This is a genomic window from Mycolicibacterium sp. Y3 (genome assembly GCF_051188035.1).
GTDB lineage: Bacteria > Actinomycetota > Actinomycetes > Mycobacteriales > Mycobacteriaceae > Mycobacterium > Mycobacterium fluoranthenivorans.
In genome coordinates, this window is the sequence record NZ_JAVQLT010000002.1 from 1 (window position 1) to 17424 (window position 17424).

Genomic DNA, 17424 nt, shown 5'->3' on the forward strand with positions numbered 1-17424 from the left:
TGGTTGTCGCTACCGCTTGCGCGGTAGGTGCGAATTGCCTTGTTGCTCAACGTCATAGGTCTATCGTACACCACGATACCGAAAAGTGCTGCATTCCAACATCTTTAAGATTCGACCATCGGCGCTCACGCGCCGGAGGTTGAAAGGGTTTTGATATGACAGTGCCCGCAGGCGGGGGAACCTGCGGGCACCGGGGGCAGGCGCGCTCCGCGCGCCGTGTGGGGGCTCTCAGCGGCGGTCGTAGTCGCATCGCTGACCGGCCACCTCACGGCGGTCCCTTCGGCGCCGCTTACGCACCGCGCGTTGGTGATCGGGCTTGCCGGTGGGCAGCCGCCACGCGCCCGTCCAGGCCGTGACGCCTGCCTTCTTGCTTACCTCGGCCATCGGTCTCACTCCCCTTCGTTTCGGGATCCCAGGCCCGCCCCACTGGCTTGCCCAACAACGGTGACTCTACCGACGGCGACCGACACGTCGGAACACCTCGGCAACATCCCGCAGCTGCATAACGCGGCGTTGCCGGGTCCGGGAGTCCATGCACACCAGCGAGCTATACGCCTCCACGATGGACGCCAGCACCAGCTGATCACGGCGGAACAGGCCGTCCGGTTCGTGGCGCAGGCGGTACGCCAGTTCACGCGGGTCGGTGGGATCGGGCCAGAAGGTGTCCCCGATGGGCACGAAGCCGCTGGGCTGACCGCTCACGACCGCTGTCCCGGCTCAGCACCGACGCAGTTGTCGGGGTGCAGCGAGCACCCTGGGCCGTGCCGCCGGCTGACCAGCTCCTCGGTGGCGGCCCCGCATTCATCGCAGCGACAGTCTGCTGGGTCGGAGTTGGTCCACACCATCAGATTCGATGCCACCACGTCGAGGTACTGCGCAGCTGCGTCGGCCTGGCTGGAGGCGCGGAACGTCGAGGTCTCCCCAGTCATCAGGCTGCGCACGCTCCACACCTGCTTCCCGTCGCAACACCCGTCCCCGCGGTACTGCGCTCCCGGCGGCTCGTCGGTCTGCGGGTCTCCGTCGTAGACCGGGCCGTCGTTGATCATCACCCGCACCCGGCCCGCTCCCTCGAAGGTGTCGATCTGCACCACGCGGGCCCCATCCAGTTCACTGACCCACCCGGACATCGCCACCGGGGCGTCCGTCTCTTCATCGGGACCATCGCCGCTCAGAGCGGCTAGCCGCTCGGCACGCTCAAGCAGCTCCTCGACTACTCGGATGCGGTGTTGATGCGCAAGCCGTTGACGATATCGGGTTCGATGGCGATGACGGTGTCGGCGTGGTTGACCCACGGGTGCAGGCGTTGTTCGTAGTGGGCGATCTCAGCAGGGTCGGTCACGGTGTGGGCGCGGCCGACGACGACCACGCTCCACCCGGTGCGGGTGCAGTGGTCCACAGAGTCCGCTTCGTAGGCGACGATGAGCGAATCGCTTGCCGATACAGCCTGGGAGATCGTTGAGGACAGGCGGGTACGGATGATGATCCGGTCGCGGTCGAAGAGATGGTTGACTGGCCGGATCGCGGGCAGGGCGTTGAGGGTGAACACCACTCGGCCGTAGTCGGTACTCGCCAACAGCTCAAGTGCCTCGGTGCGATCAAGGGCCTGGGCGCCGGCGGGCAGCCGGGCCAGGCCCAAGCCCCCGTCATAAGCCGGCTCCGAGGTACCGCCAGTACTTTTCATTCGCCCGATCTTCCGGCTGCCGGGCGAGCATTGCTAGGGACGTTGTACCCCAATCCGAAATCGGTAGCTAACGGGGCGAGACCTCTAGGGCCAAGGGTGCGCGTAATTCAGTGAACTCCTTCGCCATTTTCGGCGCGCCGTCTGTCGATTGCCGCAATCTCGTTATCGAGTGCCTCGGTCGTGGCATCTGTGGCGAAGATGCGATCGGCGGTCTCTTTATCGAAGATGTAGACACCTTCGAGGGGGCCATCGGCGTAGTAGCGGCGGACAGCTTCGACCTTCCATTCGGCGTTGGCAGGGTCGGGCATATGCCTGATCCCCTCCTCGCGGAGTCGTTCGCGAGCATCGTTGGCGTCGCTGCCAGTGGCGAACCAGGACGCGCACGGGTAACGGGCGATCCACGTGCCGCCAGGTTGCTCGCTGATGATGGGCCGGAAGTGGATAGCTATACCTTGCTCCATCATGAGCCGTTCCACGTCAGCCTGTGTTTCGATCTTCACTAGGGCATGCCTCCTGTGACGTCGAGGGGAGAATGTCTCCACGTAATCCCGCCATCTGCACCCATGTATTCACAGATGAATCCGGTCCCCATTGTCGAAGGGGTACACCAGATGATGGTACCGCTGGGGGGTTGGCTGAGCTGGGTCTGCAGGTCGGCGAATTGCTTACTGACTTGCTCGGCGCGTGGTGCGGATTGGTATTGGATGGGTTGCTGTTCACCGTTGGCGGCGCTCTGCCAGCTCTGTCCTGTCTGCGGGGATGTTGCGTTGCTCGGGGCAGGCCCTTGAGCCGACGGTGACTGGTTGTAGATGCTGATGCCGTTGGCCTGATCCGGAGCCGGATAGTTATACCCACCGTTGATGTTCGGCGGTTGCGGCATCTGCGGCGGTACGAATTCAGTTCCGCCGCCGGGCGGGCCGCCGTTTGAGCCGCCGCCTGTTCCGCAGTCGGGTGGACACGCTGCGTGCGCCACCGCGAGCATTGTCGTTGCTGTCGGCGTCACGACCGGCAGCCCGAGAATCGCAGCGACCAGGACCAGCACGGCCGCGATCCGCCTACGTACGGGGCGGTCACCGCGGCGCGGGGTCGAGCCCATGGATGACTGAATTGTGGCGGCCGCCCGCATGCTTTCCATTGGTTACCAGCCTCTGTTCCTCAGCGGTCCGACGTGTGGTGCGCCGTGCCCGTAGGTCAGCGCGCGTCGACTATCCATTGCTGCCGTGGGGGTTGGGCGCCGGGCCCGTGAGCATGTTGGCTTTCACCCATGCGACTTCGTCGCTGGCGACGCGTACGCAGGTGTCGTATTGATCACCGGTCTGCCCGAACGAGGCAACGCAGTTGGCGGACATGTTCGCAAATAGCGTGTTGTTGCAAACGTCGACTGACGTCGTCGTCGGGGCATCGTTCAAACACAACTGCTGGGTTTGACAGGCAGGGATGAAGTCAGCGGTTCGGTTATCGGGCGAGCTGTACTGGCTGGGGCCGCCTATGCAGGTGCCTGAGTGCCGCTGCGCGTAAAGCGCAGGGTCCACTCCGTCTGGGCGGAAGGTGCCGGCGGGGTCGCTCACGTAGTCGGTTGGGGCGCTGAGCACTTGCGGCGCGCTGTGTCCGCTGGGCATGCCCGGCCAGTCCGAGGTCAGAGCGCCGCTGGTCGGGAGGCTTGACGCCCGATAGGCCACGGTGATGTCGACGGGGAAGGCGAAGATGTCAGCTGGCCCGAGAGTGATCAACACGTTGGATTGGTTCGGGAAGCCCGGGCCGATGCCTGGGGAGACGTTGACTATCGCGCCGTTACGGTCGCGGGCGACCGGGATGGAAACCGTCCCGATGACAGTGGCCGGCGCGCCAGGGTGCGGGTCGGTTTCGACGAGTGTCACATTGGTGCCATGGCGCAGGTGTGTGCCATCTGGCAGTTTGACACCAATTTGCAGGTCCGACGGCGAGAAGATGGTTTTGCGATGAATGACGATGTCACCGCCACCGCCGGCGAACGGAATCACTTGGTAGTCGACATCGTCGGAGGCGTAGGTGGCTCCGCCATCGCCGGACCACGCCGCAGGCTGCAAGGTGAGCTCCCCGGGCAGGTGCAGCGCGACTCTTCTGGACGCCCAGGCGGTCGGGAAGAAGATGCCGTCTTTGGCCCACATCGGCACGGTGAATGTGGACAGTTCCCGCGCTGCGGCCAGGGGTTGTTCCATGCCCGCGGTTTCACCCTGCGGCGTGGTTGATGAAATCCTTGCGCCGCCAATGGGATTGGTCCGTCCTGGGTCGGCGGGCATGGGACGCGGCGCGGGTAACGGGGCGGGTGTAGGTGCCGCACTCGGATCAGCGGACGCACGTGGCGCGATGGACGTGGCGAGGCCTGAGGTCGGGACTGCCACCAACACGAGCGCCGTAAGAACGCTGAACACGAGCGCGGCTCTACTGGATTTACCTGTCCGGGCCATCAAAGGTCTTTCGGTTCGCCGTAGAGGGTTTGGGTGTCGTTGCCGTTGTCGGTGCGGACCCGGATCGTCGTGTAGGACTGGATCTTCACCTGACCACCGCAGCCATCGGCTTCGATGTTCTGATCACGCAGATTCGACACCGCATGCATACTGCGAAGACTTATCCGGTCCAGCGGAACCTGAGCCAGGCCACCGGGTTTAAGCAAGACCCGGATATGCCCACCCAAATGCTCCTGCACGCCGAGCGTGGCACCGGCGGCGGCTCCGCCGAACCCGCCGCCCTGCCCACCTCCCGACCCGCCGCCGCCGTACCCACCGCCGTAGACCTGGCCGTTGACCTGCTGATAAGGATCGATCCCCGCATCGACACCGACCTCCACCCCGGGAGACGAGTCGGTGCGACACCCCACGAAGTACCCCGATTCCAGCTGGGCGTCCTGGATCACTGCCCCACCGGTGCCGGTGATACGGGCTTCCGAGCGCAGTGTCACTCGGGCCTGCCAAGAATTGGAGGCCCCGGCCAGGTTGTCGATATGGTCGATCACCTCATTGGTGGAGTTCACATCCACCACCCACCCATCATCGGTGACAAACTGCGTCCACCGATCCGGCATCACCTGCGGGTCAGCTACCGCTGTGGGGGCTGTGACCGTGCACGCCGCTGCGAATGCAGCGAACATAGCAATGCATTTTGCGCCATGACGCGACGACTCCGCACAGCGCAGCATCAACCGAATCCCCCTTGGTGAACACAGGCCTCAAGCCCCCTGACTTGCCTGATAGCTCACCTGACACCCACACGATGACATAACACGACTGACGCGTCAATACGGATGAGTTGTAGGTCACCATCACTGGGCGACCGACAGCACAGCAACATGTCAGAAGGCCACCGCCAGGCCTCCACGGCCCACGCGCCGCGAACATACTTCCGCGCACCCACGGGCTGCGCGCCGTACCAGATGTGTGAGTAAATGGGCCCGCGGGCTCGGCGGCCACCCCCAGGTGCAGACCCGGCCAAACCCCACGGCCGACAAACGTCTGCACCACCACAACCGCCGAGCCCGCCCCAGGACATCGTCAACGCCTTCGAACGACAAACATGAGCCAAACACGTTTTCACTCAACCGATTACCCACCCACCCCGTGTCGGATGGGTGGTGGGAAGAGCTATCGACTGAAGACGGCGTCGAATCGTCCCGGGCCCGTGGTGATGTCGAATGGCGTGATCAACGGATGACACTCCCGGATCAGGGTGACGCCGACGACCAAGGCCGGGCTGATGTCGGCGGATCTCACAGACATGTCATCGCGGGTGAAATGCTCCGGTCCCCACGACACATTGGCGATCGCGTTCGGGGTCCAGTCAGAACGCGATGTCGGCAACACTCGATAGACCCGCAGAGACGAGACACCCATCTCAGCCGCCACACGCCGGAAAGCCATGGAAGCGCATGGCGAATCGTGCGCACGAGCGCGGGTCGGTTAGGTGACGGCTATTTGAAGAAGCCTTCGGTCCACTGTTCTGGGCCGTAGTGTTCGAAGCTGCCGGTGGCGCTGTGCTGCTCACCGGTCGAATAGTAGGCAGCGCCGGGCACCGCCGCGGGGCGCTCGCCTGCCAGCTCGGTGCGCTGGCTCGCCGACGTGGCAGTAGGCCAGGTCTCCTGGCAGGACCAGTCCGGGATGTGGCTGAGACGGCGCAGCGGCTGGAAGTAGTTCAACGGCTTTCTGACCCAAGTGTTGCTGATGCACGCCAGCCACTGCAGATCAGCGCATTCGTCATCGCGAATGCACACGGCTTGCGAGGTGTCGACCGGGTCAGCCCCCTGTGCGAGCGAGCGCACCTGCCACCACTGACCGCAGTGCGGTGTTTGAACGCCCGCGAGTTCACCGCGCAGTCTGCGCAGCGCCACCAGGGTCTCGTTGACCGAAGCTTCCAGCGCGTCGAGACGGTCGACCGCGCCCTCTATCGTCTGCACCGGTGGTGGCGTCATGGCCGCGACCACGTAGCGACCGGCGCCGTGACCGGTCACCAACCCCTCGGTGATGAGCTGGACGTACGCCTGGCGGCCAGTATTGGACGAAGTCGTCCCGAAATGCCACGCGAGCTGGTCTGGGTCCGGCAACTGGTCGCCAACCCGGTAGCTACCCGCTTCGATCTGGCCGCGCACGTATCGGTACATCTGCCGGTACAGCAAGCCTTCCCACTCGGCTGGCCGCTCCACGCGGGGGCGGGCAAGTTGCGGTGGCGGCTGCAACGGCGGCACGGTGCCCGAAACACGGGTCAGATTCACCGTGCCCGAGACGGCGCCGTCCTGGAAAAACACGATGGGATAGCGCGGTGTCACGGCGTCTTTGGCCATGTATTCCGCGACCTCGCCACGTAACCATTCCTGCCGCTCAGGCGACACGTCCGGGTCCACACTCCGGAGTGCGAGCGCAACAGCATCGGTAAGAATCTCCCCTGGTACAACCCCCGTCAGATTTCTTCCGTTTCGATCAACGACGAACTCGTAGATATCCATGGTTCCGATTATGTCGTCGGGCTCTGACACGACGAGTTTTCGCAGGTGATGCCGCTTGGCGCCGGTCCCGGAGCGTTCCCACGGGTAGCAGCAGGTGGTGAAGATCAGTCCTCGATCGACTGGACGCCGATGAATGCCGGGAGGTCCCTGCTGGCCAGCGCAGCACCGGACGGCGCAGACTCCCGCACGGTGCCGGCCTCCTCGATTGGTGACAGCTGAGGCGCCGCTGGCACTACCGAAGACATCAGGGCTCCGGCTGTTCAAGAATCGCAGGTCCAGCATTCGTCGCAAATCTCGGCGCGATGCTGTGGGAGGTAGGGCCTCCGGATTGCCCCTGGATTACCGCAGACGGCGCAGCAGCCGTTCACCGTCGTCCCGGCCGCTGTGGTATGAGGGTGCGCACTGGTGCCGTCAGGTGATGCCGTGATGAGGTAAGCGGCCTTGGGGCCGGGCTGAGGCGTAGGCAAGCGTCGAGTATCTCGTCTGGTTGCGTGTGGATCCTGGGGGGCACGAAGCCGCAGGCCGGGGGGCAGCCTGCGCAGCCGAGCCGCGAGAAACGCGGCGGGTCGCTGAATCTCGTTGGGCCAGGACCATCGGTGTTCCCGCATGTCGGCGTTGAGCGCTGAGATGAGTTGCTCGGCCGTCCATGCGGCTGGGTTGATACCGGCGCCGGCGATCGCGTCGCATAGGGCACCGATGTGGTCGCGGCCAGGATGGTCGAGCCCGATCGTTTTGTCGGCCAATTGGGCTGTGAGCCGCTGCAATGCGAGAGGCCTGGGCGTAGCCCGGCCTGCGCGGCGTTTCTGGGGAGCGGGTCGAGTTTTGTTTGCGCGCGCGCTGGCGCGCGCCTTTGGTGAGTTAGATCTAACTGGGGTAAACCGCCTATCCCTACGGGATGGCGGTAGGTGGACAACATCCACAGGCTCGCTATCCATTTTCCGGCTTACCAGGTGCCACACCGATGCGCGGTTGCCGCACCTCGCGGTGATCCTTGATCCGTGCCCGCGTGCTGCTTCGACTGCGAATCCGCCGGCGCCAAGCACTTTCCATGCTCGTGTGACGGTACGCGGGTCACAGCCGGCGACTTCTGCAATCCGGGCGCGGGTGACTGCGGCGTTGCGGCCGGTTGCGTGATCGGCGAACGAAGCCCACGCCTGTGCCACTGACAGCATGGTGGCGGTGGTGATGGATACGTGCGATGACGCGCACACCTGTTGGAACTCGGGGCTTTCCGCCCATGCGTGAATTGCGTCGAGCCAGCCGGAACGCGAAGTCCACATCGGCGTGGACGGGGCTGTGGCTCCCGCACGTTCGATCCCCGATCGCCGAGCTGCGCGTCGTTTGACAGCACGCAAGCGCCGGGTGACCGAGGGCGAGTGAGATTGCTCGGCGAGATCCCCGATCGCGCGGTTGAAAGCGAGCGGAGTTGAGGAGGTTCGTAGGTCACGGTTTTGCGCGTCGCCTGGACCGTATCGTGGGCGTGCAGTACCGTGAGACGTGTCCTGATACGACATCGTCCCTTCCTGGGGCACTGGGTGCGGACCTGATTTGAGCGCCAACTCAGATCGAAACCTCGACTTGGCCTCGCTTTCGGGCGAGGCCTTTGTCGTCTTTGGCTTTGGACCGCACTGCTATTCAGATGTGAGCTGTGGTCCCAGGCCCTGCGCCAACAGGGGATGGGCGCTAGTTGTGACTAGGCCGGCATCGGCATCCCTTCTCGAAAACTAGGTCACCTGACGTGGTGACTGCATGCGTGATCACAACGAAGATCTCGTGTGCGTTGCCCGGCTCCGTCTACCGTGAGTCGGGCAGCGTTCATCGCCGTTCCTCGTAAGACGCCTCGGCATGAAGAGCCAAAGCACTGACGGGGACCGTCTAAGGTGTGAGAGCGGAAAATGTCACTACGCACAAGCATGTTGCTGTGATGTGAACTCCTTTGTGGCACAGGAGCTTTGGCGTGTGACGTGTCTTGTTCTGCAGCGTGGTGGCGATGCTGCGTTGCAAGTTACTTAGCGCTGAGCAGAACCACGCGCGGTTGGCGTGGATTCATGAAGACCTCCCGAAGTTGGATGTTTACCCAGTGGGATGGTCGCACGAGAATGCGCGGGCGTCCGCGCGCGACACGCGGACGCCCGCGCATCTAATGGTGACAGTGGGACAGGCGAGACTTTCTAAGAGGCCTTCGGCGTGGCCGCCAACTCCAACGCCTGAAGCACCAGTGCCTGCACCGTACTGATCCCCCGGGCGCGGGCCCACGCCTGCAGCCCCTCTGGGTCGGCGGTTACCCGCTCCAGTGTTTCTGCCGTGAAGACCGGCTGCAACGCATCGACGATCAACGCCTGCACACTCTTGGTGTCAAACTCCTCGGCCAACGCCTCGGCAACGACGTTCTCTGCTGGCAGGAGCCGCAACGTCTTGCGCTCCGTGCGCTTCCGCGTCTCCGTGCCCTGTCGGCTCTTGCGAATGGCCTGAACACCAGAGACCTGCGCCGGCGCGGTGACTTCGCGCTCCAAGACAGTCGTCATACCAGGCTCCCTCTTCCGATGCGGCCAACCACCAGGGTAAAGATCCAGCAGTGCGCGGGCGTCCGCGTACAAGAAAGATAGCGCACCATGCGCCACTACCCGTTGATATACGCCGCGGTGCGCCACGGCGTGTCGAGTCAGCTGCGCCGGCTGCGCTATGACCGCTACATTGTTACGCGTGACAACGCACGGTGGCGCATCCAGTGCCACGCCGACTGACGAGTGGCTGTCAGCCGACGACATCGCCGCGCTCACCGCCGGCCGCGCCACGGCAAATACAGTCCGCAGCTGGTGGCGAAACGGACACCTCGCCTACACCGTCTTCCCTGAACTTGGCGCCAAATCCAACAAGCGCACCACCAGCCGCGACGCCGAAGAATTCCTCCGCCGCAAATACGGCGCCAGCCAGCCTCAAGGCACAACGACCAGTCACTCCCCCGCACCTACGGCGTCGCTTGGACATGCCCCAGCCCCGGTGAACAGCGCTGACCTCATCGATACTCTCTCGGCCGTCAAGGCCGCGGCGGACGCTGCCCTGCAGGGTCTCGTAGCGGAAGCCGAAGCCCACGCCGCATTCACCCGCGCAATGGCCGAGGCCGACGCCAAACGCGTCGAAACCCTCAAGCACCTCCAGACGATGCTGCGCGGGTACGACTTGGCGCTGAGCACCTACCTGCAACCCACGACACCGGAGCACCTCGGTGATCTAGCCGAACACAATCCCGCGGGGGGACTCTGATGAATTTGGCCGAGATCTACGCGGGAGCCGCAGCCGCCATTGCTGCCACTGCACACCAGCTGGCAGCTAGCAGCTAGCAGCGGCGCCAGTCCGGATGCATCGGCACACGCTCTACGATCAATCAATAACGCGCTCGAACAGCTCATCGCGGCAGAGTCGAGTCCGGGCACTGTCGCTGGCTTGCAACAGGTTGTCGAGAGTCTTCACACCGCAGGCACTGTCACCAGCGATCGAGCATTTCAGATAGCGGAGACGCTCAACCGCATCGCCACAAACTACGGTGACCTCGCTGCGGGATTCAACGGCCTCTGGTAAAGCCGATTCGGCAGAGTCAGGAATGCTCGCTCCACCACGTGTAGAGCTGATCCAGACCGGACCCCTGCGGGGCGCCGCGAACGACACCGATGCAGCGCATGTAGGTCGCCGGCCCAGGCGATGACAGTCCGCCCATCATGGGTTTCCGCGCTGAAAAGGCCCGGCCCACTTCCATCCCGCGAGTCCCTCCAGACGCTCTCGTCTGTCAGGGCTGAGCGAACCCCGCGTGAAGCCGACCCTTTGACGATTGATCCAGGATCCGAGGCTGCTTCCCTGCGTCGGGTATCTACCTTCGCGGGCCAGATGTGCACTCAGCTCCTCAAATTGGCGCTCCCAACGGCCGTCTAAACCGTTCCACGCCCATCCCGGCAGTCCTTCCAGACGCGCGCGGCGTTCGGCGTTCAGAGAACCGTCCCTATACCTAAGCCGCTGTTGCGAGATCCAGATTCCGAGCCTGGTACTTTTCACCGGATAGCCATGTCGGGCAACAAGATGTGCGCGCAACTCCTCGAACCGGTTCTCCCATCGGCTCGCCAAGTTGTTCTCCGCCCACCCGGGCAGCGCTTCCAAGCGCGCGCGTCGGTCGGCACTGACCGAACCCCTCTTGATCGCATCTTTTTGATGACGGAGCCATCCTCCGAGGCGGGTGCCGTCGGTCGGGTATCTGCCTTCGCGGCCGAGATGTTCACTCAGTTCCTCGAACCGGCGCTCCCAACGGCCGTCTAAGTCGTTCCACGTCCAGCCAGGAAGCTCCTCAAGTAGCGTTGTCCGGGCGGCCTCAAGCTGCTCCGCACGTCTCCTCATTCGCTGTTCCTTGACCCACCGGCCCAGAACAGAACTCCATGCGGGGTAGCTCTTTTCAGATTCGAGGTGCGCGGACAACTCCGCATACCGCTGATGCCACCGGTCCTCTCGTACGCTCCACGCCCATCCTGGAAGGGCTTCTAACTTATTCGTCCTCTCCGGTGGGAGGGCTTGTCGCTTGTACGCTTCCCGCTGGGCGTTGACCCACGATCCGAGGTCGGTCTTCTGCGTGGGGTAGGCACCTTCACGGGCCAGATGTGCACGCAGCTCATCAAGCCTGCGCTCCCAACGGCTTTCGAAGTGATTCCACGCCCACCCGGGCAGCTCTTCCAGACGTTCGCGTCTGTCAGTGCTGAGCGAACCCCGTGTGAAGGCGACTCTTTGACGATTGATCCAGATTCCGAGGCTGGTGCTGTACGTCGGGTATCTGCCTTCGCGGGCCAGATGTGTACGCAGCTCCTCAAATTGGCGCTCCCAACTGTCGGCTTGGTTCACTGGTCGCTTTTCCGCGGAACCAACCGTGGTGTTTGGAGGTACTGGCAGTGATCGAGTCATGAGTGATTCGTCCACCACGTGTAGAGCTGATCGAGGCTGGGCCCCTGCGGGGCGCCGCGAACGACACCGATGCAGCGCATGTAGGTCGCCGGCCCAGGCGATGAAGGTCCGCCCATCATGGGTTTCCGCGCTGAAAAGGCCCGGCCCACTTCCATCCCGCGAGTCCCTCCAGACGTTCGCGTCTGTCAGGGCTGAGCGAACCTCGCGTGAACGCGACTCTTTGACGATTGATCCAGGATCGGAGGCTGCTTCCGTGCGTCGGGTATCTGCCTTCGCGGGCCAGATGTGCACTCAGCTCCTCAAATTGGCGCTGCCAGCGGCCGTCGACACCGTTCCACGCCCAGCCCGGCAGCCCTTCCAAACGTTCGCGTCTGTCATTGCTGAGCGAACCCTGCTTGAAAACGACTCTTTGGTGATTGATCCAGAATCCGAGGCTACTTCCCTGCGTCGGGTATCTACCTTCGCGGGCCAGATGTGCACTCAGCTCCTCAAATTGGCGCTGCCAGCGGCCGTCGACACCGTTCCACGCCCAGCCCGGCAGCCCTTCCAAACGTTCGCGTCTGTCGTTGCTGAGCGAACCCTGCTTGAAAACGACTCTTTGGTTAGCGATCCAGATTCCGAGGCTAGTGCTGCGCGTCGGGTATCTACCTTCCCGGGCCAGATGTGCGCGCAGTTCCTCGAACCGGTTCTCCCATCGGCTCGCTAAGTTGTTCTCCGTCCACCCGGGCAGTGCTTCCAAGCGCGCGCGTCTGTCGGGGCTGACCGAACCCCCTTTGATCGCATCTTTTTGATTATTGATCCAGGTTCCGAGGGTGGTTCTGCTCGTCGGGTATCTACCTTCGCGGCCGAGATACTCACTCAGTTCCTCGAATCTGCGCTCCCAACGGTCATCGAAGGCGTCCCACGTCCAGCCAGGAAGCTCCTCAAGCAGCACTTCCCGCGCGGCCTCAAGCTGCTCCGCATATCGCCTCGTCCGCTGTTCAACAACCCACCGCCCCAAAACGGACTCTCTTTTGGGGTAGCCCTTTTCAGATTCGAGGTGCGCGGACAACTCCGCATACCGCTGATGCCAGTGGTCCTCTCGTACGCTCCACACCCACCCGGGCAGCTCTTCCAGACGTTCGCGTCTGTCGTTGCTGAGCGAACCCTGCTTGAAAGTGACTCTTTGGTTAATGATCCAGATTCCGAGGGTGGTTCTGCTCGTCGGGTATCTGCCTTCGCGGGCCAGATGTGCACTCAGCTCCTCAAATTGGCGCTGCCAGCGGCCGTCGACACCGTTCCACGCCCAGCCCGGCAGCCCTTCCAAACGTTCGCGTCTGTCGTTGCCGAGCGAACCCTGCTTGAAAACGACTCTTTGGTTACCGACCCAGGATCCGAGGGTGGTTCTGCTCGTCGGGTATCTGCCTTCGCGGGCCAGATGTGTGCGCAGCTCCTCAAATTGGCGCTCCCAACTGTCGGCTTGGTTCACTGGTCGCTTTTCCGCGGAATCAACCGTGGTGTTTGCAGGTACTGGCAGTGATCGAGTCATGAGTGATTCGTCCACCAGGTGTAGAGCTGATCGAGGCTGGGTCCCTGCGGGGCGCCGCGGACGACGCTGAGCAGTGTGCGTTGTTCGTCGGTCCAGACAATGACATCTTGCCCATCATGGGTTCCGCAGAAAAGCGTTCCCGCCGGTGCGTCGGAGCCTGAATGGCGCCAGGGCCCTGGTGACTGAATATTGCCCGGGCAGTTAACGCGCGCGAAGGCGGCGATTGTCTGCGTGAACGCCTGATTAAGAGCGCCCTGATCGGGTTCAATGGAGTAGAGCGCTGTCTGCGGGCCCCCTGGCTCGGCGCTGGGACCGCAGGTAAGCGACGGACGACTGGTGTCGCTGGTGGCCGCGCAGTTCTCGCTCGAATATCCCTTCGGGAGCATGCCTTCAACCTGGGCGACGTTTCCCTGTGATGGCAGCTCACTGGTGCTGGCGTTGCTGCCTTGACCCTCGGCGCCGTTCGGTCGTAGCACTGCCCAGACGCTGAGGCCGATCACAGCGACTACGACGAGAACTGCTGCTGTAGCAGCCATACGTGCGCGCTTGGATGGGCCACGCCGCTGCGGGTATTCCTGGAGCGGGGCGGGCCGAACTTGTATGCGCCTTTCCTCGTCGTCGGCCGTCGTGCGAGCAGACCAGCCGCCGGGGCCCTCGTGCAGATGTGTGGCGACGCCGCCGGAATCTGGGGCTGCCGAGTTGCCTCCCGCCCACTGTGTCGAGGGGGGAGGCGCGAGTGCCCGATCAGCACTGTGTGCCCTGAGCACCGGCGGGTCCGAGTAGGTATCGGCAGTGGACCTCGCTGCCGGCTGGATCACCGCCCGTGGGATGGCGGTTGCGACGCTAGTGATCGCCAGGGACTCGCCATCGATCTCGGCCGCTGCGACAGGCACAATCATGCGGAAGTCGAGCTGGCCGTTCTCCATGTACCGCCCGTCTATCGCATACGCGAGGTCGACCGCTAAGCGCTGCGTCCCTTCGTGGGCCTGCACGGTTGGATCGCTCGAACGCATGACGACTTCACGGATAGTCACATACATTCCACTGCTGCCCAATTCGACATTGAGCTCCGGTACGGGAACGGTCTCACCGGACTGGCCAAAGTGGTACCTAACGGGCTCATCGAGCCGAGCGCAGAAGTATGTCATGCCGTCGGGCCCGGGTCGTGCATCGAAGACTATGCCGGTGATCGGCAGTTGCGCCCGCAAATCGGCAGGCCCTTCGAGAAGGCTGCTGATAGTGAATCTGGCCACAGCGCAGACCTTTCCGTAGTTGGCTCTAAACACCGTCACCGCCAGTGGCAGTGTGGCGAAGCGTAAAAGTCAATTCGTCATTTTATCCGAGCACTGCGGACTGAAAGCCGTTCTGCCAGAAAAAAAGTCCAGACTCCGCACCGTCTCCACGGGCGATCGGCCAGCCTCGGCGGCGTTCATCACCACGCTCCCGCCTCTCCTGTCTTGGACTGGTTTACCTACGGTTCAGTCGACGCTGGAGACCGGCTCGGCCGGCGGTTGCTCCGCTTTGTCGGAAGACAGATTCAGCGCCGCCTATGGTGTCGGCGGGCTTCAGTTTCGGTTGAGGCCAAACTTGCGAGTCATCAGTGCGCGTTTGAAATGAGTCTCCGCATCGTTGACTGTCATCGACGGCGTACCGGGCCCGAAGACCCGGAGGAGGCTGAACGTGAAGTGGCGGGCGTGGTCAGTTTTGGCGCCGCCGGCACCGATGCTCGCCGCGGCGAGTTCCTGCAGGGCGCGGTTGCCCCCATGACCGTCCAGCGCATATGACCTCCAGCGCTGCAGGATTTGCTCTGCCCCAGCTGCTTTCCCAAGATACTGCCTGCCGTTCGACGAGTCGGTGATCAGATAGACGCCCTGCACCTCCGACAACGCTGCTCGCCAGTCGGCATACCGATCGTCGGAGACCATCTGAACCAGCTCGTGGAAGGTCAGGAGTACTTGATCGAATCCCGGGAACGGGACTGGCTATGTCAACTTGATTCAGGACCGGTGGGGCGGCTTGAGTGAGGACCACCACGCGTTGGGGTTCACACTCAGTGAGCAGGCCATGGAAGTCCAGCGGCACTGGCGCTGAGTCGTCAGCTTCTGCGAGCCTTCAGGACGTCGTGGATTCCGTCGGCGAAGACCGCCAGCCACACGACATTGGCGATCGGCAACAGCACTGTGCCCGCAATCACGCCGATAACAGCACCCACCGCCGCACAGGCAGCGCCGATACTCGAACAGACCAGGGAAACTCTCCAATAGGCACCGAGTTTCCGGACGGAGTGACGCGTCGCGAAAGAGATCCCCAACACCACCAGACCGGACACGATGGTGAGACCAGCGAAGAACGTCTGCAGCGTCATGTCAACCCGAGTTGGCCCCGACCGGGGCGGGCTCGGGGGTATGACTCGGCTGGGCGATCATGTGGGTATCAGCCACCCTGGCCACCATGTCGGGATTCCTGCTGGGCAGATCGGGGTCGGGTCCGTGGGCCGGTATGCCCCGCCGACTGCGACGGCCACCATCACGGCCGCAGCCAGGACTGCGATGCCGATCGCAAGGTAGATGGCCCACGGGCGGTCGAGCAGAGTGATGACGAGGGCGTACGCGACCCCTGTCACGACGACTGTGAGGGCTGCTGGTGCGAGCAAGAACACGAGTGCCAGGTTGGCGCTGGGAGTGTGCTTGGGGTAGCAGGTGCCGATCATGTCGGCCAGGATGAGGGTGGACAGGCCGAGGGTTATGGCGCCCAGGATTGGGCATAAAATCATCCCGACGGTGACGATGATCCATCTCGGCATTATTTGAACCCGAACGTCATGGAGATCTGCTTACCCGCAGCAAAAGCCGCTTGCAGTTTGTCGACGGTGTCGTTGATGCCTTGGGCGAATTCAACCGCGGTCATATCTGCACCGTACTTCTCGAACATATCGATCCCGGCTCTGACCGTGATGATATCGCCATCGTCGGTAACGCCAGCATTGTCGAGCGGATTCTGGGGGGCTAGTTCAAGTGCGGTGCTGGGGATTCCGGCGGCTTTACCCACAAATCCGTAATGAATGTTGGACCACATGTCGTAAAAGACCTGCCGGTCGGTCGCTGGCTGCTGAAGGTACAGACCAGCACCCTGAGAAACGTCCAGCATCCGTTGAATCACTGGTTTGTGGTCCCACACCCCACCCACTTGCACCGCATCATGGAATTCCAATAGACCGCGCGCAGCCGATAGGACACCGCTAGACATCTCGTTGCGGATCCTCTGGGTGAAGGCGGAATTGGCGTTGTTTGCCATCTCGCCGTACATGTAGTTCTCGACGGCTGTGAAGCTCTGCTCGGACGGTGTCGGATGACTCAGGCTCTCCGATGTTGTCCACGTCCCGCCTGCTGGTGGCAGTGCAAAGGCATCACCGGTTTCGTTGTGACTGATCTCGAACGAGTTTGGCCGTCCCAACACCTGGTCAACTACGGAACTGTCGTCGTGTGTCGCCGGTGATTGCGGTACGTGCAGGTCCCAGGCCGGCCCGCCAAGTGGGGTGCCGTGATCCCAGTTGTCAGCAGGGGCTGGCGCGCTCGGTGCTCCTGCACTGCTGCGGCGCCGGGATGCCGCGACCGCAGTCGCACCGATCACCAGGGCTGTCGCCGGGCCCACGGGGTTGCTCGGACTGCTCGGCGTGGTCGCAGGTGTGGCAGCCGCGGTCTGGGTGCTCTGCGCCGCCGGCGGTGTCGAGGTCTGCGCCGGCGGCGTAGCAGGAGCGGTGTCCCGTGGCGGCGGTGTCACTGCCTGTTGCGGGGTGCCCTGCGGAGAGTTCTGTTGTCCCTGGCTGGGATTGGCGTGGATCACCTGACTGGGTGCCGGCGCCGGCTGCTGCGGTTGCGCTTGGCTGGAGATCCGGGTGTTCACACTGCGATTCGCACCGTCAGCGCTCCAGCGGTTGTTGGCGTTGGTCTGCTCAGAAAAGCTCGACCCTGAACGCCGCGCACCCGAAGCGCTGCTGGATCCGTGAGAGGCGGACGATCCCCCCCGGTTGCTGTTGTTGTTGGACTTTTTCTTGTTGTCGGTTTTCTTCTTTTTCTTGTTGTCCCCGGGTTTGGAGTGATTCCCGCCCGCAGACCCTGGTTTCGGTGTCGCAGAGGCCTGCGCCATCACCGCGGGATCAGCGCTGATCAGCGGGATGACCAGACCCGCGACCGGGACCAGCAGCGCGGTCATGCCCGCCGCCACACCGAGGCGTACCCAGCGGCCGCGATCATCGATCGATCGCACCGGTACCGCGCGGTGCCGTCCACCGGTGGCGGTGGCGCG

20 protein-coding genes are annotated in these 17424 nt (G+C 63.4%); 1 reads left to right on the forward strand and 19 read right to left on the reverse strand.

The window, feature by feature from the left end; translation table 11 throughout:
• Nucleotides 1-228: 228 nt before the first annotated feature.
• From QN239_RS31130 to QN239_RS31185, 12 genes are all read right to left on the reverse strand, one after another.
• A complete protein-coding gene (locus QN239_RS31130) occupies nucleotides 229-384 on the reverse strand; it encodes a hypothetical protein (RefSeq protein ID WP_499017044.1) in 156 nt (51 codons plus the stop codon).
• Between the two features lie 66 nt (nucleotides 385-450).
• Nucleotides 451-702, reverse strand: a complete 252-nt coding sequence (locus QN239_RS31135; protein ID WP_499017045.1) for a hypothetical protein — start codon at nucleotides 700-702, stop codon at nucleotides 451-453.
• A complete protein-coding gene (locus tag QN239_RS31140; protein WP_499017046.1) occupies nucleotides 699-1133 on the reverse strand; it encodes a hypothetical protein in 435 nt (144 codons plus the stop codon). Before QN239_RS31140 ends, QN239_RS31135 begins: the two co-directional genes overlap by 4 nt.
• A gap of 77 nt (nucleotides 1134-1210) precedes the next feature.
• The gene (locus QN239_RS31145; protein WP_499017048.1) at nucleotides 1211-1681 is read right to left on the reverse strand and encodes a pyridoxamine 5'-phosphate oxidase family protein; all 471 of its coding nucleotides are present in this window, start codon (nucleotides 1679-1681) and stop codon (nucleotides 1211-1213) included.
• Nucleotides 1682-1788: 107 nt separating this feature from the next.
• Complete coding sequence (locus QN239_RS31150; RefSeq protein ID WP_499017049.1) at nucleotides 1789-2181, reverse strand: hypothetical protein; 393 nt, start codon at nucleotides 2179-2181, stop codon at nucleotides 1789-1791.
• Nucleotides 2181-2777, reverse strand: coding sequence for a hypothetical protein (locus tag QN239_RS31155; RefSeq protein ID WP_499017050.1), 597 nt, complete (start codon nucleotides 2775-2777; stop codon nucleotides 2181-2183). Before QN239_RS31155 ends, QN239_RS31150 begins: the two co-directional genes overlap by 1 nt.
• 109 nt (nucleotides 2778-2886) lie before the next feature.
• Nucleotides 2887-4128: a hypothetical protein gene (locus QN239_RS31160; RefSeq protein ID WP_499017051.1), complete on the reverse strand. Its 1242-nt coding sequence runs from the start codon at nucleotides 4126-4128 to the stop codon at nucleotides 2887-2889.
• On the reverse strand, nucleotides 4128-4808 hold the full coding sequence (locus QN239_RS31165) for an MspA family porin (RefSeq protein WP_499017052.1): 681 nt from the start codon (nucleotides 4806-4808) through the stop codon (nucleotides 4128-4130). Before QN239_RS31165 ends, QN239_RS31160 begins: the two co-directional genes overlap by 1 nt.
• 490 nt (nucleotides 4809-5298) lie before the next feature.
• The gene (locus tag QN239_RS31170; RefSeq protein WP_499017054.1) at nucleotides 5299-5433 is read right to left on the reverse strand and encodes a hypothetical protein; all 135 of its coding nucleotides are present in this window, start codon (nucleotides 5431-5433) and stop codon (nucleotides 5299-5301) included.
• A 191-nt stretch (nucleotides 5434-5624) separates the two neighbouring features.
• Nucleotides 5625-6653, reverse strand: coding sequence for a GntR family transcriptional regulator (locus QN239_RS31175; RefSeq protein ID WP_499017055.1), 1029 nt, complete (start codon nucleotides 6651-6653; stop codon nucleotides 5625-5627).
• 104 nt (nucleotides 6654-6757) lie between these two features.
• Nucleotides 6758-6898: a hypothetical protein gene (locus QN239_RS31180; protein WP_499017056.1), complete on the reverse strand. Its 141-nt coding sequence runs from the start codon at nucleotides 6896-6898 to the stop codon at nucleotides 6758-6760.
• 1926 nt (nucleotides 6899-8824) lie between these two features.
• Nucleotides 8825-9178, reverse strand: coding sequence for a hypothetical protein (locus tag QN239_RS31185; protein WP_499017057.1), 354 nt, complete (start codon nucleotides 9176-9178; stop codon nucleotides 8825-8827).
• 178 nt (nucleotides 9179-9356) lie between these two features.
• Between QN239_RS31185 and QN239_RS31190 the strand changes: the two genes are divergently transcribed.
• Complete coding sequence (locus tag QN239_RS31190; protein ID WP_499017058.1) at nucleotides 9357-9917, forward strand: hypothetical protein; 561 nt, start codon at nucleotides 9357-9359, stop codon at nucleotides 9915-9917.
• A 450-nt stretch (nucleotides 9918-10367) separates the two neighbouring features.
• On the opposite strand, the gene QN239_RS31195 is transcribed toward QN239_RS31190, so the two are convergent.
• The 7 genes from QN239_RS31195 to QN239_RS31225 form a co-directional block, all read right to left on the reverse strand.
• A complete protein-coding gene (locus QN239_RS31195) occupies nucleotides 10368-11531 on the reverse strand; it encodes a helicase associated domain-containing protein (RefSeq protein ID WP_499017060.1) in 1164 nt (387 codons plus the stop codon).
• 175 nt (nucleotides 11532-11706) lie between these two features.
• On the reverse strand, nucleotides 11707-13059 hold the full coding sequence (locus tag QN239_RS31200) for a helicase associated domain-containing protein (RefSeq protein ID WP_499017061.1): 1353 nt from the start codon (nucleotides 13057-13059) through the stop codon (nucleotides 11707-11709).
• A 56-nt stretch (nucleotides 13060-13115) separates the two neighbouring features.
• Nucleotides 13116-14372, reverse strand: a complete 1257-nt coding sequence (locus tag QN239_RS31205) for a hypothetical protein (RefSeq protein WP_499017063.1) — start codon at nucleotides 14370-14372, stop codon at nucleotides 13116-13118.
• A gap of 312 nt (nucleotides 14373-14684) precedes the next feature.
• On the reverse strand, nucleotides 14685-15044 hold the full coding sequence (locus tag QN239_RS31210) for a GIY-YIG nuclease family protein (protein ID WP_499017065.1): 360 nt from the start codon (nucleotides 15042-15044) through the stop codon (nucleotides 14685-14687).
• Nucleotides 15045-15214: 170 nt separating this feature from the next.
• Nucleotides 15215-15484 (reverse strand): hypothetical protein, encoded by a 270-nt coding sequence (locus QN239_RS31215; protein WP_499017066.1) that lies wholly within the window; start codon nucleotides 15482-15484, stop codon nucleotides 15215-15217.
• 57 nt (nucleotides 15485-15541) lie between these two features.
• On the reverse strand, nucleotides 15542-15922 hold the full coding sequence (locus QN239_RS31220) for a hypothetical protein (protein ID WP_499017067.1): 381 nt from the start codon (nucleotides 15920-15922) through the stop codon (nucleotides 15542-15544).
• Nucleotides 15922-17331 (reverse strand): polymorphic toxin type 44 domain-containing protein, encoded by a 1410-nt coding sequence (locus tag QN239_RS31225; RefSeq protein ID WP_499017069.1) that lies wholly within the window; start codon nucleotides 17329-17331, stop codon nucleotides 15922-15924. The genes QN239_RS31220 and QN239_RS31225 overlap by 1 nt, the downstream gene beginning before the upstream one ends.
• Nucleotides 17332-17424 lie beyond the last annotated feature (93 nt).

Bases quoted from the DNA above. Each gene is read 5' to 3' on its own strand.
- QN239_RS31130 (WP_499017044.1), bottom strand. From the start codon at position 384: ATGGCCGAGGTAAGCAAGAAGGCAGGCGTCACGGCCTGGACGGGCGCG.
- QN239_RS31145 (WP_499017048.1), bottom strand. From the start codon at position 1,681: ATGAAAAGTACTGGCGGTACCTCGGAGCCGGCTTATGACGGGGGCTTG.
- QN239_RS31155 (WP_499017050.1), bottom strand. From the start codon at position 2,777: ATGGGCTCGACCCCGCGCCGCGGTGACCGCCCCGTACGTAGGCGGATC.
- QN239_RS31160 (WP_499017051.1), bottom strand. From the start codon at position 4,128: ATGGCCCGGACAGGTAAATCCAGTAGAGCCGCGCTCGTGTTCAGCGTT.
- QN239_RS31165 (WP_499017052.1), bottom strand. From the start codon at position 4,808: ATGTTCGCTGCATTCGCAGCGGCGTGCACGGTCACAGCCCCCACAGCG.
- QN239_RS31170 (WP_499017054.1), bottom strand. From the start codon at position 5,433: ATGTCTGTGAGATCCGCCGACATCAGCCCGGCCTTGGTCGTCGGCGTC.
- QN239_RS31175 (WP_499017055.1), bottom strand. From the start codon at position 6,653: ATGGATATCTACGAGTTCGTCGTTGATCGAAACGGAAGAAATCTGACG.
- QN239_RS31180 (WP_499017056.1), bottom strand. From the start codon at position 6,898: ATGTCTTCGGTAGTGCCAGCGGCGCCTCAGCTGTCACCAATCGAGGAG.
- QN239_RS31185 (WP_499017057.1), bottom strand. From the start codon at position 9,178: ATGACGACTGTCTTGGAGCGCGAAGTCACCGCGCCGGCGCAGGTCTCT.
- QN239_RS31210 (WP_499017065.1), bottom strand. From the start codon at position 15,044: ATGGTCTCCGACGATCGGTATGCCGACTGGCGAGCAGCGTTGTCGGAG.
- QN239_RS31215 (WP_499017066.1), bottom strand. From the start codon at position 15,484: ATGACGCTGCAGACGTTCTTCGCTGGTCTCACCATCGTGTCCGGTCTG.
- QN239_RS31220 (WP_499017067.1), bottom strand. From the start codon at position 15,922: ATGCCGAGATGGATCATCGTCACCGTCGGGATGATTTTATGCCCAATC.
- QN239_RS31225 (WP_499017069.1), bottom strand. From the start codon at position 17,331: ATGACCGCGCTGCTGGTCCCGGTCGCGGGTCTGGTCATCCCGCTGATC.